Origin of the sequence: Thalassotalea hakodatensis (genome assembly GCF_030295995.1) — a bacterium.
In the GTDB taxonomy this organism is placed as follows: domain Bacteria; phylum Pseudomonadota; class Gammaproteobacteria; order Enterobacterales; family Alteromonadaceae; genus Thalassotalea_C; species Thalassotalea_C hakodatensis.
Genome location: NZ_AP027365.1, coordinates 2,009,179 through 2,030,545, shown reverse-complemented (window position 1 = coordinate 2,030,545; position 21,367 = coordinate 2,009,179). Strand labels below are relative to the sequence as shown.

At 37.1% G+C, this 21,367-nt stretch carries 14 protein-coding genes; 9 read left to right on the top strand and 5 right to left on the bottom strand.

Going from position 1 to position 21,367, the window contains the following annotated elements:
* Positions 1 to 99: 99 nt before the first annotated feature.
* The 3 genes from tkt to QUE72_RS08840 are packed head-to-tail and all read left to right on the top strand — an operon-like array spanning position 100 to position 4,795.
* Positions 100 to 2,118, top strand: a complete 2,019-nt coding sequence (gene tkt, locus QUE72_RS08850) for a transketolase (protein WP_286272822.1) — start codon at positions 100 to 102, stop codon at positions 2,116 to 2,118.
* Between the two features lie 49 nt (positions 2,119 to 2,167).
* The gene (gene pgi / locus QUE72_RS08845; protein ID WP_286272821.1) at positions 2,168 to 3,817 is read left to right on the top strand and encodes a glucose-6-phosphate isomerase; all 1,650 of its coding nucleotides are present in this window, start codon (positions 2,168 to 2,170) and stop codon (positions 3,815 to 3,817) included.
* A gap of 9 nt (positions 3,818 to 3,826) precedes the next feature.
* Positions 3,827 to 4,795, top strand: coding sequence for an aldose epimerase family protein (locus QUE72_RS08840; protein WP_286272820.1), 969 nt, complete (start codon positions 3,827 to 3,829; stop codon positions 4,793 to 4,795).
* A 4-nt stretch (positions 4,796 to 4,799) separates the two neighbouring features.
* Here QUE72_RS08840 and QUE72_RS08835 read toward each other — a convergent pair whose 3' ends face one another.
* Positions 4,800 to 5,840 carry a LacI family DNA-binding transcriptional regulator gene (locus QUE72_RS08835; protein WP_286272819.1) on the bottom strand — a complete coding sequence of 347 codons (1,041 nt, stop codon included), beginning with the start codon at positions 5,838 to 5,840 and terminating at the stop codon, positions 4,800 to 4,802.
* A 238-nt stretch (positions 5,841 to 6,078) separates the two neighbouring features.
* Positions 6,079 to 8,919: an FAD-binding and (Fe-S)-binding domain-containing protein gene (locus tag QUE72_RS08830; protein WP_286272818.1), complete on the bottom strand. Its 2,841-nt coding sequence runs from the start codon at positions 8,917 to 8,919 to the stop codon at positions 6,079 to 6,081.
* A 379-nt stretch (positions 8,920 to 9,298) separates the two neighbouring features.
* Here QUE72_RS08830 and QUE72_RS08825 point away from each other — a divergent pair, with 379 nt between their 5' ends.
* Complete coding sequence (locus tag QUE72_RS08825) at positions 9,299 to 9,499, top strand: HU family DNA-binding protein (RefSeq protein WP_407704963.1); 201 nt, start codon at positions 9,299 to 9,301, stop codon at positions 9,497 to 9,499.
* A 78-nt stretch (positions 9,500 to 9,577) separates the two neighbouring features.
* Here QUE72_RS08825 and QUE72_RS08820 read toward each other — a convergent pair whose 3' ends face one another.
* Positions 9,578 to 9,781 carry a helix-turn-helix domain-containing protein gene (locus tag QUE72_RS08820; RefSeq protein ID WP_286272816.1) on the bottom strand — a complete coding sequence of 68 codons (204 nt, stop codon included), beginning with the start codon at positions 9,779 to 9,781 and terminating at the stop codon, positions 9,578 to 9,580.
* 154 nt (positions 9,782 to 9,935) lie between these two features.
* Here QUE72_RS08820 and QUE72_RS08815 point away from each other — a divergent pair, with 154 nt between their 5' ends.
* The 5 genes from QUE72_RS08815 (at position 9,936) to QUE72_RS08795 (ending at position 14,298) form a co-directional block, all read left to right on the top strand.
* The gene (locus tag QUE72_RS08815) at positions 9,936 to 10,181 is read left to right on the top strand and encodes a hypothetical protein (RefSeq protein WP_286272815.1); all 246 of its coding nucleotides are present in this window, start codon (positions 9,936 to 9,938) and stop codon (positions 10,179 to 10,181) included.
* Positions 10,174 to 11,361, top strand: a complete 1,188-nt coding sequence (locus tag QUE72_RS08810; protein ID WP_286272812.1) for a site-specific integrase — start codon at positions 10,174 to 10,176, stop codon at positions 11,359 to 11,361. The genes QUE72_RS08815 and QUE72_RS08810 overlap by 8 nt, the downstream gene beginning before the upstream one ends.
* Positions 11,354 to 12,277, top strand: a complete 924-nt coding sequence (locus tag QUE72_RS08805) for an HD domain-containing protein (protein ID WP_286272811.1) — start codon at positions 11,354 to 11,356, stop codon at positions 12,275 to 12,277. The genes QUE72_RS08810 and QUE72_RS08805 overlap by 8 nt, the downstream gene beginning before the upstream one ends.
* Before the next feature lie 16 nt (positions 12,278 to 12,293).
* Entirely contained in the window at positions 12,294 to 12,845 is a 552-nt protein-coding gene (locus tag QUE72_RS08800; RefSeq protein WP_286272810.1) for a hypothetical protein, read from the top strand.
* Between the two features lie 88 nt (positions 12,846 to 12,933).
* On the top strand, positions 12,934 to 14,298 hold the full coding sequence (locus tag QUE72_RS08795; RefSeq protein WP_286272808.1) for an AAA family ATPase: 1,365 nt from the start codon (positions 12,934 to 12,936) through the stop codon (positions 14,296 to 14,298).
* A gap of 373 nt (positions 14,299 to 14,671) precedes the next feature.
* Here QUE72_RS08795 and QUE72_RS08790 read toward each other — a convergent pair whose 3' ends face one another.
* Both QUE72_RS08790 and QUE72_RS08785 read right to left on the bottom strand, forming a co-directional pair.
* Positions 14,672 to 15,427, bottom strand: a complete 756-nt coding sequence (locus QUE72_RS08790) for a hypothetical protein (protein ID WP_286272806.1) — start codon at positions 15,425 to 15,427, stop codon at positions 14,672 to 14,674.
* Positions 15,424 to 20,334: a tyrosine-type recombinase/integrase gene (locus tag QUE72_RS08785; RefSeq protein ID WP_286272804.1), complete on the bottom strand. Its 4,911-nt coding sequence runs from the start codon at positions 20,332 to 20,334 to the stop codon at positions 15,424 to 15,426. Before QUE72_RS08785 ends, QUE72_RS08790 begins: the two co-directional genes overlap by 4 nt.
* Positions 20,335 to 21,367 lie beyond the last annotated feature (1,033 nt).

Here is a 21,367-nt window from a genome sequence, read left to right as displayed (position 1 = left end):
TAATTAAAAAGTACTGCTAACCTAGCATTACAATAGCCACTCATATCAATGTGAGTGGCTAGTACAAAACATTAATAATCAATTTTATAGGAAATTATCATGACGTCTTCAAGGCAGCATCTCGCTAATGCTATCCGTACTTTAACCATGGATGCGGTCCAACAAGCAAAATCAGGTCACCCAGGTGCTCCTATGGGGATGGCAGACATTGCTGAAGTACTATGGAATGACCATTTAAAGCATAACCCTGCAAATCCGCAATGGGCTGATCGTGACCGTTTCATCTTAAGTAATGGTCACGGCTCTATGCTTATTTATTCATTGCTGCACTTAAGTGGTTATGACTTACCTATTGATGAACTAAAACGCTTTAGACAATTACACTCAAAAACACCTGGTCATCCAGAATACGGTTATACCGTTGGCGTAGAAACCACCACTGGCCCATTAGGAGCCGGTATTTCAAATGCCGTAGGTATGGCCATAGCTGAAAAAACTTTAGCAGCACATTTTAACCGTCCTAATTTTGACATTGTCGATCACTACACTTACTGCTTTTTAGGCGACGGCTGTCTAATGGAAGGAATTTCTCATGAAGTGTGCTCCCTAGCTGGTACTTTAGGCTTAGGGAAACTCATCGCATTTTGGGACGATAATGGCATATCCATTGATGGCGACGTTGAAGGCTGGTTTACAGATAACACCCCTGCTCGTTTTGAAGCATACGGTTGGCATGTAATCAGTGATGTTGATGGTCACGATCCTACTGCCATCAATTTAGCCATTGAACAAGCTAAAGCGATGAGTGATAAACCCACTATGATTTGTTGTAAAACAACTATAGGATTTGGCTCACCCAATAAATCAGGCTCACATGACTGTCACGGTGCACCGTTAGGAGATGAAGAAATTGCTGCTGCAAGGGAGTTTTTAAATTGGCCACATGCTCCCTTTGAAATCCCTCAAGAGGTTTATCAAGGTTGGGATGCCAAAGACAAAGGTAGTCAAGCTGAATCACAGTGGTCAACACTGTTTTCAGCCTATCAAAGTAGTCACCCAGAACTAGCTCAAGAATATACTCGTCGTGTTATAGAGAAAAAGTTACCTGAGAAATTCGAAGAAAAAGCCCAACAATATATCAGGCAATGTCAGCAACAAGGACAAAATATTGCCAGTCGCAAAGCATCTCAAAACGCGATAGAAGTCTTTGGCTCTTTATTACCTGAATTATTAGGTGGCTCAGCCGATTTAGCCGGCTCTAATCTAACATTATGGTCTGGCTCAAAAGGCATTTCAGCTGATGATGCTGACGGTAATTACCTCTTTTACGGCGTACGAGAATTTGGCATGAGTGGCATCATGAATGGTTTAGCATTGCATGATGGTTTCATCAATTACGGCGCAACCTTTTTAATGTTTATGGAATATGCCCGAAATGCAGTACGCATGTCAGCACTAATGGGGATTCAAAATATTTTTGTTTATACCCATGACTCCATTGGACAGGGTGAAGACGGCCCTACTCACCAACCTATAGAGCAAATTGCCAATTTACGTATGACGCCTAATTTAACAACATGGCGCCCATGCGATGCGGTTGAGTCTACGGTCGCTTGGAAAGCAGCCATTCAAAAACAGCATGGACCCAGTGCATTAATTTTTAGTCGTCAAAACCTTTCACATCAAGATCGAAATGATGAACAAGTCAATAATATTGAAAAAGGTGGTTATATCTTAGTTGACTGCCAAGCAACACCTGAGGCCATCATCATAGCCACAGGCTCTGAAGTTGCGTTAGCCGTTAATGCAGCAAAAGTATTAACAAAGCAAGGAAAAAATATCCGCGTTGTTTCTATGCCAAGTACCAATGTATTCGATCAGCAACCACTCAGCTATCAAGAAAACGTATTACCACGTGACGTAAAGTCCATCATCGCCATTGAAACAGCGCATATTGATTTCTGGCATAAGTATGTCGGTAGAGCAGGCGAAATCATCGGCATGAGCACTTTCGGAGAATCAGCACCGGGCGCTGAACTGTTAAGTCATTTTGGCTTCACAATTGAAAATGTCGTTGCAACAACGCTCAAAGTCATTAAAAAGAACCTGAACGACTGAGCCTGTATAAATATTAATTGAGTAAATATTAGAGTTGGAAAAAAAAACTATGCAATCAAGAACTTCATTAGACAGCTGGCAAGCATTAGTAACTCATGCAACTGAGATGAAACAGCAACACATGAGTGAGCTTTTTAAACAAAGCCCTCATCGTTTTGAACAGTTTTCTATCAAACTAGCGCCGTTTTTACTCGATTACTCTAAAAACTTAATCAATGAAAACACAATGTCAAAACTGCTCGCCTTAGCGAAAGAATGTGACGTAGAAGGCTGGCGGCAAAAAATGTTTTCTGGTGAGCGTATTAATACCACAGAGGATAGATCGGTATTACACATTGCCCTGCGTAATCGCTCACACAAAGCGATAATCTTAGCGGGGAAAAACATTGATGAAGACGTTCAACAAGCACTAATTCAAATGAAGGCCTTTTCAGATAATGTTCGTCAGGGGCACTGGAAAGGTTACTCAGGAAAGCGTATTACTGACGTGGTGAATATTGGTGTTGGCGGTTCAAACTTAGGGCCGCAAATGGTTACTGAAGCCTTAAAACAATACAGTGATAATAGTATCAATGTGCATTATGTTTCTAATGTTGATGGAACACAAATCGCTAATGTATTAAGGCCATTAACCCCAGAAAAAACCTTGTTCATCATATCGAGTAAAACTTTTACTACCACTGAAACGATGACCAATGCAAAAACAGCAATGCGTTGGTTAGTGGCGTCTTCTTTTGATGAATCTTCCATTGCCAAACACTTTGTCGCGGTTTCTTCAAATAAGAAGAATGCGACTGAGTTTGGCATAGACGAAGAGAACATCTTCGATATGTGGGACTGGGTTGGTGGTCGTTTTTCATTATGGTCAGCAATAGGTTTACCTATTGCCATTGATCTTGGCTTTGAGCGATTTATTGAATTACTCGAAGGCGCCCATGAAATTGACAACCATTTTTCTCAAGCACCACTGGAACAAAATGCTCCTGTGATACTAGCTTTGTTAAGTCTATGGAATTGCACCTTTTTAGGCGCTCAATCTCAAGCTATTTTACCCTACGACCAGTCACTGCATATGTTGTCAGCCTACTTACAACAAGCTGAAATGGAAAGTAATGGCAAGTCTGTTAACTGGCAAGGAGAGTCTATTGACTACCCTACTGTGCCTTCTATCTGGGGTGAACTAGGCATTAATGGTCAGCATGCTTTTTATCAATACTTACACCAAAGTAATAATATTGTCCCGACTGATTTTATTGGCTCAGTTGAAAGTGTAACACCTGTACAAGGTCACCATGAAACTTTGATGGCTAACTTTTTCGCTCAAACTCAAGCGTTAATGCAAGGTGTTAATGAACAACAAGTACGAGAAGACTTAAAAATGAAAGGAAGGACTCCTGAGTATATTGATAAAGTTGTGCCTCATAAAGTGCATAAAGGTAATAGACCCACGAATACCATATTGATGAAACGAATATCACCACGCTCCATCGGTAGCTTAATTGCGCTGTATGAACACAAAATATTCACGCAAGGCATTCTTTTACAAATTTGCTCATTCGATCAATGGGGAGTTGAACTAGGTAAAGGCTTAGCGAATAACATACAGGCAGAATTAGCTAAAAACAGTATCAGTGATACTCACGATAGCTCAACTCAAGGTTTGATGCACTTTTACCAAGATAGTAAAGCTGATAAATAAGGCTCCCTGATGACTAGAATCACCGCTTATGAGATAAAAAATCACCAAGGCGATACCCTTTCTATAACTAATTTTGGTGCACGCATCATTCGTTGGCAAACCAAAGTGGGTGATGAAAGTCGTAATATTGTTTTAGGCTATCCAGACCTTGAAGATTACCTAACAGATCCTTTTTTCATGGGCGCAATTGTTGGACCATACGCCAATAGAATTGCTAATGCTTGTTACACAGTTGATGAAAAGGAAGTGACCTTATCAGCCAATGAAGGAAAAAACCAATTACATGGTGGCAAGGGAGCGTTAGACAGCCAGTTTTGGCAATGTAGTTACCATGATGACAGTTCACTTACCTTAACTTGTCAATTAAAAGACGGCTTTAACGGTTACCCTGGAAACATTAGCATTAAGGTAAATTACGAAATTTCACCAACGAGTGAACTCATCATTAACATAGAAGTCAACACCGCAAAAGCCACAATAGTAGGGCCAACTGCTCATCCCTATTTCAATTTAAATGCAAAACAGCAGAGCACTGAACACAACCTGCAAGTTAACAGCAGCAACTATACACCTGTGAATAAACACGGCATACCTCTAGGTGAAATTCAGCCCGTAGAAGGAAGCCATTATGATTTTAGCTCACCGACAACAATATCAAAAGCGAATAACAATCAATCACTTGATGACAATTTCATTCTATCTTTACAAGACACAACAATAGAAAAAATAGCGTTAAAGCATGCCAGCCTGACGAGTCAAGATAAAAAGCTAACGCTACAAGTCAGCTCAAATTATCCGGCAATACAAGTATATGCTGGCAAACATTTAAATAAACCTTTTACTCCGAACCAAGGCATTTGTTTAGAGCCTCAGTTTTGCCCAGATAGCCCAAATCAACTTGCCTTCCCTTTTCACATGACTTCTCCGAACGGTCCTTTAAAAACCGAAATTCGATATGCATTAATCAAAGCACAATAAGAAACTATGTTTGAGGTGCTTGTCCTGTCGAATTTCTTTCAATAATGTCGAAATCGAGCACATTTCTGAATTCACGGTGATTTGCCGTTGATAAATCTGAAAACTTCCCTGACGCAATAATATCAATAGCTAACTCAGCCATTTCTTGAATTGGTTGCCGCACTGTTGTTAAGTTTGGTGATACGGTTATTGCAACATTACCATCATCAAACCCAGAAATAGATAACTCTTCTGGTACTGCAATTCTATTTAAATGGGCAGCGGCCAAAACAGCTGCAGCCATTTCATCATTTGCCGCGACTATTGCCGTTGGTTTAATATCGAGTGCGAGCATTTTTTTAGCTGCTGCGAGACCTGAATCATAAGTAAACAAGCCTTGCTCAATATATTCAGGTGGCACATTAATTTGATGAGAGCGTAAGGCATCAAGGTAACCTTGGTAACGTAATCGGCTCACGCCTTGATTCGTATTACCAATAATATGGCCGATTTTTGTATGACCTTTATTAATAAGCAGCTCTGTCATTTCAAAACTAGCTTGATAATCATCCATACAAATATAAGGTGAAATATTTAACTGGGTATCAGGGGAAATCCTGACAAAAGTCATGTTAGCTTCTTGTAAGGTTGCGAGTAATTTTGCGTCATCACAAACAGGAGGCAATAAAATTAACCCATCAACCTGAGTAACTTCTATCAAGTCTTTAACAGATGCTAATGATTTTTCAATATCATCGTCAATTTCATCTACAACGAGATGATGACCCGTCGTTCGGCAACTTTTTAATCCACGCAGCAAAAATTTACTCACGTAAGATGTGTCTGAATCATAATAAAGTAAGCCGATAAAAAAAGATTTGTTACTCGCTAATCGACGGGCAGCTACATTAGGGCGATAATTAAGCGCTTTAACAGCTTCCATTACTAACTCTTTTTTAGCGCTACTCACTTTTGTATCTTGACTAAGAACTCTAGAGACAGTCATACTCGATACACCTGCTCTTTCAGCTACGTCTTTTATTCTAGCCCGCTTGGATACATTCACTAATATAAGTTCCCAATTTAAAATTTCATTATTTACATTAGTACTTTAACAAAATTTGGTAGCGATATCATTTAATCAATAAATTTATATGGAAAATACCATTTTGCTAGGTATAGCTGAGGTTGTTCATTAGAAGAAAGATCAAAAATTAACATTAGAACTGTCTTTTCTTGGTGTTGTAAATCAGAATTTCCACGATAATATAATCTGAAACAGGCCTAAGAAAAATTATCTTAATTTATTTTGGAAACCTTGGCTGTGTAACCTTGTCAACGAGGTAAATAATCGATTGATAGTCAATACCTGAATGCTCTGACAAACCAATCTCACAGGTTCGACTATTGCTATAACCTTGACTGCAATCATCAGGTACTTGTGATTTTAAGGTAGATAAAGCACTTGCGTTTAGCTCAGGCAAAGTAAAACCTTTATCACCGGCAAAGCCGCAACAATAGATATGTTCAGGTATATACACCTTTATTGCACAGCGATTGGCTAATGAGATCATTTTATCCATTAACCCCATTTTTCTACTGGTACAAGTCACATGTAGCATAATACTTTCATCAATAGGACTAAACGTAAGGTGCTGCGTCAAAATATCTTCAATAAAACCTACGGGCTCATAAATAGTTAAATTGCTGCTAGCGCCTTCCCCTTCGGACAACATTGATTTACATGGGCTGGTATCAAACAAAATAGGAAACTGTCCATTATTACTTAGCTGATTTAACTGATTCACCGTTGCTTGACGTTTTTGCTCGGCTTGATTAAACATACCTTTGCTTTTAAAGGGCATACCGCAACATTGTCCAGAAAAGTCTGGGCTAATAATCTCAAAACCCGCTTTTTCAAGTAAGCGCATGGTTACCGCAGTTAACGACTTTTGCTGTTTTGCTTCATTCGCAGGTCCCATAGTTCGCGTTGCACAACTTGGAAAATAGACAACTTTAGGACGAGAATCACTCTCTAGAGCAACAGCTGGTTTAGGGTGGTAATTTGCCTTAGCAGGCATACTTTCTGTCCATAAAGGTAAACGATTAAAGCTTAGTTTTCTCAACAATTTACTAAGCGATGACATAACATTATTACCCAGTACTTTTTGTGCTAAATCTACACTTGCTAAAGAAAAACGTGTCAGACTTTCAATTGTTTTAAAGTTATTGGCTAGCTTAATCGATACTTTTTCATGTTTTTGATTACGTTCACTACGAAATTTCCTTACTAAATCCCCTGTATTAATACCAACCGGGCAACGCTGAGCACATAAACCAGTAGCTGCGCAGGTATCTATACCTAAATACTCATAATCAGCTTCAAGCTTGGCCAATAAGTTAGGATCTTCATCACTTTTTCTTAACCTTTGTATTTCTCGATAGCTGCTAATTCGTTGTCTTGGGGTAAAACTCAAACCTACAGAGGGACATACTGGTTCACAAAAACCACATTCTATACATTTATCAACAATATCATCCGCTTTTGGCAAAGCCTTCAATGATTTTAAATGCGCTTTATTATCGTCATTGATAATCACTCCAGGGTTTAACAGATTGGATGGATCAAATAATGCTTTGATATCTCGCATCAACTGATAGCCCTGTTTGCCCCACTCTAGTTCAATAAATGGGGCCATGTTTCGCCCTGTACCATGCTCTGCTTTTAATGAACCCTTAAAGTCAACAGCAACGAGTTGGCAAACATCATTCATAAAGGCTTCGTACCGATCAACTTCCACTTGCGAGGCAAAGTCTTGGGTAAACACAAAGTGTAAATTACCGTCTAATGCATGACCAAAGATAATAGCTTCATCATACTGATATTTATCAAATAATTGCTGAAGTGCAGCAACACCTTCCGCTAATTTCTCAACAGGAAAAGCAACATCTTCAATAATAACAGTTGTGCCCGTTTCACGAACTGCTCCAACCGCAGGAAAAGTTTGTTTGCGAATAGCCCATAATTTACTATATTGCTCAATATCATCAGTAAAGTTAATAGCAGCAACTTGCTCAAATGCAGAAATAGCCTTGTTTAGTAATTTAGCTTGTTCATTTAAACTGTCTTGATTATTAGCACGAGTTTCTATCAGTAGAGCTGCATTTCCTTCTTTTACATCAAGAATAAAATCAGGTAAACCTTCCATATTACTTACTGACTTTAACGAACGGTAATCTAGTAGTTCAACTGCGCTGACTTCTTCATTAGCCAACATACTTACAACTTTGCAAGTAACAGATAAATCGGGAAATAATATAAGAGTCGAAGCTCGGTATTTATGCTCAATTACCGTATGATATGTTATCGAAGAAATAAAGCCTAGGGTACCTTCAGAGCCAATGATTAAATGGGCCAAAATATCAATAGGATCATCAAAATCAATTAAGGAATTAATTGCATAACCTGTCGTATTTTTTAATCGATATTTATGTTCGATCAGTTCCTTTAGTACTTTATTATCCTTAGTAGAATTAGCTAGAGTGCTTATTTGATCTAAGAGGTTAGAATGATTTTTTCTAAACTCATCAACACGCTCACATGAGCTATTATCAAATATACTGCCATCATTTAATATCACCCTAATGCTTGCCAATGTGTGATAACTATTTTGTGATACACCACAGCACATTCCACTCGAATTATTTGCTGCTATTCCAGCTATTTTGCAAGTATCAATGGAGGCAGGGTCTGGTCCTATTTTTCTACCGTAAGGTAACAAGTACTTATTGGCATCTGCGCCAATAACAGCAGGACCTAATTTGATCTTTAGCCCTAAATCCAGTATTTCATGATGTCGCCAACTGTTTGTCAACATGATCAAAATAGAATCGGATTGTGCCTGACCTGATAAACTTGTTCCCGCTGCCCTGAATGTAACAGCGAGGTTGGCAACATGTGCCTTTCTAAGGCTAAAAATAAGCTCTTCTTCATTATCAATTAATAGAACAACTTTCGGAATCAATCGGTAAAAACTGGCATCTACACCGTAAGCAAACCTCTTTGTATAGTCTGTAATAATGCGTTCATTAGGTAACACCTGTCTGAGATCATCAACAAAATTTTGGTAAGGCTTGGTTGGCATAGTATGTAGTTCCGACTGTTTTAAAAATATTGATATGAAATAAAAGTAGGTGATAAAAAAGATGAACGGCTACTTTAAGATAAATACTAACCACGGTAGCTTAACTTTATGAAGTGAAGCTTAAATTGATGGCACATTAAACTATGACTGTTTGTGCTCCATAACGAGTTATAGCTAAACATTCACTATTACCACCAATTGATCATAAACTCTATGGTTCTATGTGCCCATTTTTAAGATAAAAATAAAAATTCACTTCATCTCCATTGCTATAAGCAGCCATTTTTTTAGTATTAATAAAAACAATAATGAACAAAGGACAACTAGTAGACAAAATTGCGAAAGCGCGGATATTAGTTAATCAGCGGCAGGAAGAGCATTGAATAGTTTAATGGACACAATTACTTCCGAGCTTGTCGAGGGTAATGATGTCACCCTTGTAAGATTTGGTACATTTAAAATATCTGCCCGTGCTGCTCGCAAAGGACGTAACCCACAAACTGGCGCTGAAATTAGAATTGCAGCATCAACTGTACCTAGTTTCAAAGCCTGCAAAGCATTAAAAGATGCTTGCAACTAGCTTTTGAGTTTTGCTAAATCGTAATCAAAGGTAAAAACTTAATTTCAATAGTTTTTACCTTAGCTAAACGATTTAATATCAATCAACTTTTCGCTGTAATAGATCTTCTACCTCGCAATCAAACAACTCACAAAGCTTATCAATGGCATCTAAATCAATCCGTTGAGCCGTTTCTTTATATAATAAAGTTATAGTATTTCTGTTCAAGCCAGTTTCTCTAGCAACATCCATAACCTTCATTTTTCTCTCGCCCATTAACCGAGCCAAGTGACACTTAATCAAACCATTTCCCATCCTAAATAAAATTATGTCATCCTAAATAACAAAAAAACATTGCAAATGACATTTTGAGTGTTATTATGTTACCTAGAATGACATTTTGATAATTTAAATATCTTTTGTTCATTCAGGTTAGCATTTATTAAGGAGAAGATCGATGAAATCGGAACAAACATATTTAACTACAGATCAATTATCTGATCGAATTCATTACACAGCGAGAACAATACGAAATGAGTTACTCGATGCGTGTTTAATTGAAGGTAAGCATTACATTAGGCCTTTTGGCCGGAGAAAAATTCTTTTTATCTGGGAAGCTATTGAATCAGACATGTTAAACATTGCTCATGACTCTTTAGCTCTTGCATGCAAAAAGCCAATGGAGGTAGTAAATCATGGCTAAGCTCTCATCACGTAAAGACACAAAAAATCTCTATTTTGATTTTACCTTTCAGGGTAAGCGCTGTAGAGAAAACACAAACCTAAGTGACACAAAAGTTAATCGTCGTCGCTTACAAAAGAAGCTAGATCAAATCAATGCTGAACTACTGACAGGCCAGTTTGATTATCTAAATCACTTTCCTAACAGCAAGGTTGCACAAAAGCTCTTGCTCGATGAACAAAAGCTTTCAGGAACTACGACAAAGAAGACGCCATCTTTTGAAGACTTTCTTGATGAATGGTTTGAAGAAAGCATATTGAAATGGCGACCGTCACATCTCAAAAATATGAAAAGCATGAAGAATAAGTACTATCTTCCTACCTTTAAAGGAAAGAAGATCGACAGCATCACTCGCGCTGATTTACTCAAATTTCGTACCTCTCTCGCCAAAGAACCGGGACGAAATGGACGCTTAACGCTCAGTAACAATCGCATTAATAAAATAATGGATCCATTACGTAGAGTATTTGAGGAGGCCGCCGATCGTCATGATTTTAACACGCCTTTTATCCGAATCAAGCCATTGAAGATTGAAAAGACGGATGTGAATCCCTTTTCATTAGAGGAGGTGAATAAAATAATAGCCAATGTTAGAGAAGACTATAGCCGCTATTACCTTATTCGATTTTTAACTGGCATGCGTACAGGTGAAATTGATGGTCTGAAGTGGAAATACGTTGATTTTAACAATCGCATGATTAAAGTTCGCGAAACTATTGTTGCAGGTGAATGTGACTATACCAAAAACGATTTCTCTCAACGTGAAATAACAATGAGCCAACCAGTTTATGATGCCTTAAAGCTTCAAGAGCAAGTTAGCTCCTCACTTTCTGATTACGTATTTTGCACTCTGTCAGGTCAGCCGATTGAGCATAATAATGTGACTAAACGTGTTTGGTATCCCTTACTCAAACGGCTTGGGCTAGAAAAACGTAGGCCTTATCAGTCACGTCATACCGCAGCCACGCTTTGGCTTGCATCGGGCGAATCCCCAGAATGGATTGCAAAGCAGATGGGGCACTCGAATACTCAGATGCTTTTTCAAGTTTACTCTCGTTTTGTGCCTAACTTAACCCGTAATGACGGTAGCGCATTTGAAAATCTTCTTAAGAAAAACTTCCCAGGAGCTAATCATGACTAACTTACCACAAACTCAATTAATCCCTGCAACTGTTGAGCAATCTATTCAGCCATTATTAGCTGAAGTTGCTTCCTTTAAACGCTTTAAAGGTGCTTATAGCCTTGTAGGTAGTACTGAGCGTTATGATAAATCCGGTAAAGCTTATTGGATAATTAAGCTATCAGACATCAGCACTAGCATTAATGTATATTGTTTCAATATGAATGAATATGTTGAGCAGTTAGCTTGCAACGCCATTGTCCATATTGAAGCGACTTTAAAATATGTTGATGGTTATCAGTATGTTCGCTGCGCTTTTTTGCAACGCTTGCCAAGTAACGTGAGCAGAAAAGTATTGAGTATCAATTCACTGCCTAGTTGTTACAGTCCTGCCCCTGAAACGTTACTGCAACTTAAAACCTTGGTTGATAGTCTTTCTTCACGTCACTTAACACGCTTTATGTCGGATGTGCTTGTAGGTAGAGATATCGGCATTTATTACCTGCAATGTCCTGCCAGCATTAGGCACCATCATAGTTTTGCCGGTGGCTTACTCGCTCACAGCATTGATGTTGCTAATAAGCTGTTAAGTGAAAATCAGTTGAAGGGGGCTGAACGTGATATTGCCATTGTTGCCGCATTGATTCATGACATTGGTAAAACAAGAACCTTATCTCTCACTGGTCACAGAACACATTTAGGTGCTGTGGTTGACCATGATGAGCTAACACTAGAGATATGCGCTAAAGCATTTGTAAAACTTGATAAATTTGAGCCACAAAGTGCAGTAATGCTGCGCCATATTCTTACCTGTGCAAGTCCGGGCAGTCGCTGTGGGTATGAAGCAATAACGCCTATTGCCTCAAAACTTCAACTGGCTGATAAGGCCAGTGCCTCAATGCACTTTACTACAACTACTCTTGCTCAAATCGCTTAACCTTAGGAGACAACTCATGACAAACTTATCTTTATCAAATGAAAAACATGCAACTTCAACAAGCAGTGTGATTAAAGTAATCAGTGATAACAATCCTGATTTACTAAGCAAAGACCAATGGGCGATTAAGCATGAAGACAAACTGCCAGGTTGCTGGACAACGCAGTACAACACTGAATTAAATAAACAGTACTCAGACTACCTTGATGAAATAGAAAATGGTGTACAAGCACACCAGCTAGAGATTGAACTGACTGACATTAAGTGCAAACGAAATGCAACATTCTCTCAAATTCTGGTGACTATGCAGATAACGCCTTTTATGAATGATATGCAATTAGTACTGAAAACCAGGAACGGCGATGAAGTCACGTTATGCTCATTAAAAGATTTAAAGGAAGTATTTGATGTGGAGTTAACGTTTGAAGACCAAAAAATTAACTTTGCACATGCTTTAAATCAGCGCATTCCTGGGTTTTGTTTACCAGAAGGACAACAGTTGTTGTTAAGAGTCTCCGGGGGCATTTTGCTCACCGACAACATTTTGCTGTTTGCTTCCTACTCATAACTGCCTGCTTCAATTGAGGCAGTATCAAAAGGAATGCTGCCTCTCCTTGCTTTTTTTATATTTCCCCTTCTTCACAGAGGTATTTCACATGAGTCAAATAACATCATTCGAATTTAATTATTGTCATTTTAACGCATTCCTTGAGATAGATAATTTAAAACGTCATGACATGATGTTTTTAATTACCCCTTCTTCACTGGCACTCGCCTGTTGTTATATCGATGATGATAACCACTTGCAGGACATTATCAGTTTTATGAGCTTTAACCAGCAAAGAGTCTTTGCAGCGATGATTAAGACCATACAACAGCTTCCTCCTAACCCTGAGCTTGTTGTAGATATACAACAAATGATAATGCACATATTCGAACACTCAGGACAAACAATATCAATACTGGCAACTGTTATTGAAATTACCGGTATTTACGTGAGAAAAGAGTCGAATGAGCTAGAAATCAAAAAACCACAACCTACTGAAAACGATATGAAGAGAAGTAATTCCGCCTCTATTTTTTCAATGAAAAAATTAAAAAACGAAGTAAAACATCGAAAGCCCAAAGATATGCAAACATTTTCAACACTCATAGAGCAAGGACCTAAAAAAACGCTTTATTATGCTAATAAAAACACCACAAGTTCATTATCATCTTTAGCCAAATCATTTCCGAATTTTCAAGATGTTGTTGACCAAGTGATTGCTGCCTGCCAAGTAAGTCAATTAACCAACACACCACTATCTTTGCCGGCCATTAATTTACAAGGTCACCCTGGCATTGGTAAAACACAATTCGTTAGTGCCTTAGCCGAAACACTTAATTTAGAATTTTTTGCCATTAATGCCGCTGCCATGACAGGTCGCTTTGAGCTGTGTGGGGGTAATCCACAATATGGTGATTCAGACCTAGGCGCAATAGGTAGAATTATGTGCTTTGAGGCAAAGTCATTTCAGCCAATTATTCTTATTGATGAGTTATGCATGGCAAAAGATAATCCCCAAGACAGCATTATTCAGCCGCTTTACTCTTTTTTTGAAAGAGAGCAACGAAAATCATTTAAAGAAAACTTTCTGAATCTTGGACTAGATTTATCTGGCGCTATTATCTTCACCACAACGAATGATTTTGAATCATTAAAGCCTGCATTAAAATCACGTTTAGTTAATATGGAGATAGAGCCACCAACACCTGAGCATATGAAAGCGATCACTGAAAACATGTATAAACATTGCTTGAAGGACATGAAACTTGAGCAATACTTTAACGATAAACTTTCAGCTTCATTACTATCAACCTTATGCCAACTTCCCCCGCGAAGTGTTGTTGAGAAGCTAAGGTTAGCCATTGGCAAAGCATGCGTACGTGCTAATAATAAAAGTAGAGTAACTTTGGTTTTGGAAGATTTTAAAGGAGTTGATTTTCATTGTGAAGTTGGAAGCACAGCAATAATTCATTAAATGCTTCATGCTTTCTGACCGGTATGTAGTAAGTGCGTAATACCATGATGCCGATCGCTTATGATAAATCCAATATGGAACTAGATCGTTTCTAATGAAACAGGATCGGCTTTTGTGACGGTTAGTTGTTTAGCTGAAAGCCTTGTTTGGTAGCGGATTTAAAGATATTCGCTCTATTAGTGTTAAAAATTGCATCTGTATTAATTGGGGAAGATCACAGAACTTCTGGAATAATACTTTGAATTATCTAAATCAATAGCAAGTCTAATCTTGCTTCGAATTTAGTAATTTTAAATTTAGCATTTTGAGGGGATATTCTTTCTTTTTGGTACTGTAAAAAACAACCCAAGCAATAATCAGTGATCTGCTTTAATCAAAAAAGCTCTTGTTGATCAATAGATGCTGATTTTTTAATTGAAACTAACTCCCCTGTAATATTTGTAGCATTAGGGTGGGGCTCTTTATAGCGTAAAGTTATATCAATAAGAACCCCTTTTTTCCCATATTCAATAACATCGTCCCAGATTTTTTGGTCAGTTATTGCTAAGTTTGCAACCAAATTTTTTCGCTCGTTTGTTGTTTTGAAAATGGCGCTTCGAGATTTGATAAATTCGGGGGTGTTAATTGAGCAATACAGCCATTTACTTTCAACATCTTTTCCTATGTTTTGCTCCAATTTTGGACTAGGTAAGATTACAATTTTTTTTCCATTTTCATGTGTTAACTCAAGTGATTCACTGGTAAGTTTTGAGCGAATTGACTGAAGCTTTGAAATACGTCCAGCATTTTCCTTGTTAAGGTTACGGGCTTTGTCCACTTCACCTTTTTCAATGTGTTTAACATATTCATCAACAGTATCCATATCCTGCTCGATATAATTAAAGATCTCAGCAATAATATCAAGCTTAGGAACTAATTGTGGATCATCGTTTGTCTCATTGAGCTGAGGTGAAATGCTTTTATTTGAAATGCACAAACTATATTTCGCGCAATCACCAAATCGCTTTCTCTCAATATCAAAGATGCTTTGAATGTGCTTAGCATCTTTATGAAACTTTTTAGGCTTCGTGATGATTAAATTACCAGCGTCATCCTTTTCAATGTAATCTACTTTAATCTCGATATTCATACTGCTTCCTTCTGTCTCGAATTAGTCACATCAACCCAAACTTTTAACAAAAAAAGCAGGTGTTGAACTCTGTTGTCCGTTTTCTTTCGACTTGTTGAGCTCATAGGGTAATATTTAACTAATATACCTTTGCGCTTTCCATATGGAGTTCTTATATGGTATTCATTTACTAGATTTGTTTTATAGTCAAGTGTCTCGATAAACTGGAGAAAATTAGCTGCTGTGTTTTTATCTACCAATAAGCCTGCTTTAGTGTGATTTTCAAGCCAATATTGACTTACCTCTTCAACTTTTTTTGTATTTTTAGTTTGAGCAGCTAGCTTTGAAATAAGCGCTTGAAAGGTGTCTTGGCGAACAAATTTACAATAGGTTTGGTAATTTCTACTATTAGTTTCAAAAAGTAGGCAATCGCTTTGTTCTTTTAGTTTTATACCGCAATAACCACTTTGTTTTTTAATCTTAAGCGCTGAGTCAATAACATCACTTGTAAATGAATAGCCTACATGGAGTTTCTTTGTAATATCTAATTCAGTAAGGTCACTTTCTTTGAGTCTGATTACTCTTTCTATGTCATTAAATTCGCGAATAATATGTTGAGGTAACTTAATATTCAACGAACGAAGTCCAACAATATCGACAACAGCATTGATACCCACACGTTGTACTTCTTTCCAATTCTTGAGCTCGCTCTCTTTAATCGCTTGATAGCCTCGTATTTCGTTTTTCCTATATTTACGATCAACAATTTTATAGCAGTTTGTTCTAGAAATAGTAGTAAGACTAGCGACCTCATTCATAGTTATTGCTTTTGAGAGTAACTTCTCATTTTCAGCAGCAGAAAACACATCGAGGGTGTGAATATAATTTTGAAGTGTTGTAGACGGGCTTATATGCCCCATAGTTAAAGCGATAGCGTGCATTATTTTTTCTTTTTCTAAAGAATTTCCTATCAATAGTTTTTGAACTGAAGTTGAGAAAGCTTGTAAATTATCTGTACGAGCCCAAGCTATAATTTCATGATTTATAGTCGATGGATAAAAGCTATTATTCATAGTTAACATAAGGTAATTAGCAAAACTATGTCGAGCATGTTTTAGCGTTAAAGTCTGATCACCACTGGCTAATCGTAAAGCTTCTCTAATACGGTCTAAATTAATTTGCAGTGCCTTTGCACAATGATTATTGGTTTTATCACTAAATAACCAAGCAGACTCGTTATTGGGGTAGTAATGTTTAACCACTTCGATATGTTTTTTAATGAGTGCCTTTTCACTATCAGATAAAAACAATGTTGCAGGTATACGGCGATTAGATGTTCTGGTTTTGAGTCGGTGCAAGTAACAACTTTTAACATGAATAACCCAATCAAAAATATCAATATCATTAATACGTAAAAAGCATGCTTCCCCTGTGCGCAAACCTGCTCGATAGCACAGTATTAGAATAATTTGGTTAATGTTTCTGTTGTATTCATCTAACTCTCTGTCATTAGCGAGTAATGTTAATGCTGCTTGATACTCACGCATAGAAATAATGTTTGCATCACTAGGCAAATACTTATTATTAATGCTAGGTTCAATTTCAAACCAATCAACGGTATTAATATCAAACTGCTTTTGTAAGAAATTATGAAAGTTTCTAAAGACACCAGCTCTGTGAACTCGACTCTTTTTACTGCGTGAATCAAGTGTTTGTATATATAGCTCTTCATACTCATGAGCATCAAGTGAAAAAAATGAAGTGCTGTGTGCATACTCAAGTAGTGGCCTAGCTACAATTGACAAGTAGCTTTGTACGGTACTTAAAGCGGTTAATTTTCGCTTTTGTCGACCAGGTCTATTTGATACTTCTATTAACCACACAATGGTTGCTATCACGACATCCTCGATGTCAGTGGAGTTTTGTATCAAAATACCGACATTTCTTTCTTGACTGGTGCCTATAAAGTTCGCCCAAGTCGATATGATGAGTGCTTTAATTTTTGCTTTTGGGTCATTACTTAAGCCATAGGCAATTAAGTCAGCGCTTATTTTTTTAATTAAATCGAGTGATTTTATGTAATTGGCTTTTTTATTATAATCGCCTTTGTAATCACAAAGGAGTCCATCATTTTCTATTAGTTCGGCTGTTGGGCTGATGTGCAGTGGTTTATCGGATAGCCATCTTACTAGTTTCTCAGGCGGAAGGCATGTTGTTTGAATTTTATTATTTTGGTATGCATGAGCAAGTGAACAATGAATATCATTTCTCGAGCGACACATGAATTTTGTTACCTCATCAATACTTTTCAATTTAATAAATGCAGGCTCTCTTCTCGTCACGATATTTGATAATATTCGAACTATAGCTGATTTGAACAAGCGTTTTAATGGAGGAATGCTGATTGAAGCATCGCTATAATCACTAAATTTTTTCAAAAGTAATAAAGTGTAAGAATCCACAATAATACGTGACTTTTTATCATGGAAGTCCTGTAGCTCAAAAAAGCAAATTGCCTTTTCTAGTAAAGGTTTTTGAGTGATTGTTAGTACGTTTTTTTTTGTTAAAGGTACATTCATTTTACTGTGGATGATGAGGCTCAGCCAAATTTTTACTAAATGATTGTCAGCCGTTTGTGTGACAGTTAAATCTTTATTTATCCAATTAGAAATAGCTTGACTGAGGTTATTGTGTTGTTGCATGACATGGACAATATCGTTACTCATGTCTAAACCTCTACAAGAATGTTGTAGCCCAACCCATGTTTTATTTTTATGGATTTTATCTAAATAGCGGTTCAGTAAATAAATACGCTCTTGCATTTTGATGTTTGTAGTACTTGCTGATAATGCTTGTATAACTAACTTATCCTTTGTTGCTTTAAACGTTTCATTGTTTTTCAGTTGTTTAAGTACTGGTTTGATTAGGGTTCGTACCCATTGCAGTTTTTCTTTCCTGGTTTTACTCGGGGTACTTTGTAAATAACTAGGAATGTAGCTCTTAACTTCTTGATTAATTTTTACTTGGACGCATGGGCCTTTAACAGATTTGATATCAATAGGTAGTAAACTTATGTCTTTTAACAACGTCTCTATTGATGTTGACATAAACTTAATATCTGAGATTGAAGCGCAAGAGTAGTTTGACAACACATGCTCCCCACTACCAATATGCCCCATCATGGCCTTTACACGCTTAAATTCGCCATTCTCACGTATTTTAGATGCCCATAAGTGTCTAAAGAGGTTGAGTGGCAAATTGGATTCTGGGGCCAAGTAGGCTTCAAGATTGCTTTTGCCGATTGGTTGGATACGTCTGTTTTCGTCAATAAGGCATAACATAGGTTGGTTATGATCATATTCGCCATAAATACGGGCAATGCTTTCAGCTAACTCTGGCTCCTGCTTTTTTAAGCTTTTTGCAGTTACTTTTGCAAACTCTCTATATGACTGTAATTGTATTTTCATCGACTCACAAAGCGGTAAAACTCGACAGGCACTTTCGTCGTGATGAACTTTATCAGAAAGTAATATATAACCGGTTTCTTCATCAATGGTGAATTTAGTAAAAGAAAACTCTATCCTTGGCCTGTGAGCGGTAGCTCCGATAAAGAGCATCGCTGTATAACATGAAAAAAAATTGAATCGTGTAATGATATCTTCAAGACTAAGGTTTTCAGTTTTAATCAACGAGAGTAACTCTTGTCGGCACTTATTGAAAAGAGCAGCAAGCTTTCCAGTATCGATGGGCATTTGACTACCTGAAAAAGCTGTGTTTTGAGAGTTATTATCTCTAGTTTCACTGTATTCAAAGCCCAAGCCTTTCACAATGTCGATATAATCATTTGCCACTTTATCGACAGAGCCTGATAAATAGTACAGTGATGTAGTCGTATCGTACTCTGTATTTGCCAACGCGAGAGATGCGTAGGCACCATCAAATTTTTGGTTAAACAGCTCAAGTAAAACTGTTCGACACGCAGCAGGACTTATCTTGCGAAAGACTTGTGAGTTTTCAGCGAAATGGTTTAATAAAGCCGTTATCTCAGAATTTCCATCACCTGAGATATTGAGAATACTACTTAAAGGCAACCCCAAATGTTTTTTATCAACACACAACGCCTTTAATGCATTTAAGACCTCACTGGGCAGCGCTAAAGAGACAAAAGGCTGATAACCATTTAAAAAAGGCTTATCAGCCTCGTTGGGTGTGTAACAGCTTGGCATTTGAATACTTTTACGTACCCAAGCACCGCGATGTAAATCAATGTAGTCATCATCAGGGTTTGTAAAGTCTTTTTGTGCATAAACCCGTAGAGTTAGACAGTATGCTAACTTTCTTGAAGTCAGTAGAGTCAGAGCAGCTAAAAGTGATACGGGCATTTTTTTAACATTAGCTAACTGCTCTTTTAAGAAAGCAACAAGTAACGTTATTTCACTATTTGAGAGAGAATTAGTCCGGTATGGCAGGTGCATTTTTTCAATAATGGAGAGCTGGCTGCCATATATAAAAGAGGCATTTTTAGTTTGAAAGCTTGTTTCTTCATGTACCGATGTGACCTCGACCATTTCGGTAAATGCATCTTCGGCATCAATAACGTCACCACGAGTAAAAAGAACGTAGGGCCTAATATGTATTTTATTTGGCAACTCAAATAGATATTTATTATCTTTATCCTCCGGTTTTTCTGTTGTAAGTAACGCATATGTTTTTGACCAAGCAGTGACGAATTGCTGTTCAAACGGGATTAAAGGAAACTCTTTAACTTTTTGAGCTAAAACTCCAACCTGTGAGAAATTAAGGGGAGGATTTTTAATACCTTGTTTTAAACGAGTACCATCAGAAATGTATTTACGTATAAGAGTTGCTGCATTTTCGATAATTCTATCTTTAACATTTGGGTACTTTCTTTTTATCTCAATCAACATAAATGTTAACAAATCAAGTAGGTACTTTTTCTCTGGGTTATTTTCACATGCTTGTGATAAAGGCTCAACAAGCATTGCAGATAGAGGATATGCTCCTATGCGACGAAGAATTTCATTTTTAGACGTTTTTACCGAAGGAATACTTTGCTTGAAGCTGTCGGTATTTATTGCGAAATTTAACTGTGTGTAAATACCTCGATATTCATTGATTAAATCGCATGGAAGGTTTTCTATGTTAGATGCTACTTTATAAACATGGCATACGCGCTCAATGATTTTTGTGGCACCACTAAAATCGATGGTTAAATCGACAATATTGAATATCTCGTTTAATGTTGCGCTTTGAATACGCCCATCATCACTGAGGATATCATGAAATAGTCTATGCTTTACTTCGGTCATGAGCTATCTCACCAATAGCCCAATTACTTTTGAAGTGATAGGAGAGAAGGGCTCTGTCTTTTTTGTTAATACATATGTTTCCATGCTGGTATCCTAACCTTTTTATCATCGACTGATAATTAAACGTTTCATGATCGAGCAGATACTATCACAGCAAAAGGCAAGAGGACTTTTGCAAATGGGGCTTAGTTGTGTTTTAGAAGGTAACTCTTTGCATATTAATGTTTTATTTTTTAATTTTTTAATTTTTTAATTTTTTAATTTTTTAATTTTTTAATTTTTTAATTTTTTAATTTTTTAATTTTTTAATTTTTTAATTTTTTTTAGCATGGTAGGTATTAGAAATTACTTTTTAAAATCAATACAAGAAAAGTAACGTAAAAGACAAGTTATTTGATATTAAACTGTGTTAATGTCTGTTATTGAATTATGTATGAATAATTAGGTAGTTAAATTTTGTGCCATTTCATTAGACAGGTTTGAGTTAAGGCCTCGGTGAGTTGTCACAAGTGTTTTTATTAATTCTATGAAAAACAAGTATTTTTAGTTGAAGGGGTAATTAAAGTACATTAAAGTAAGCTTAGCTTATGGAAAAAAATAAGCCTCATAACCCGAAGGTCGTCAGTTCAAA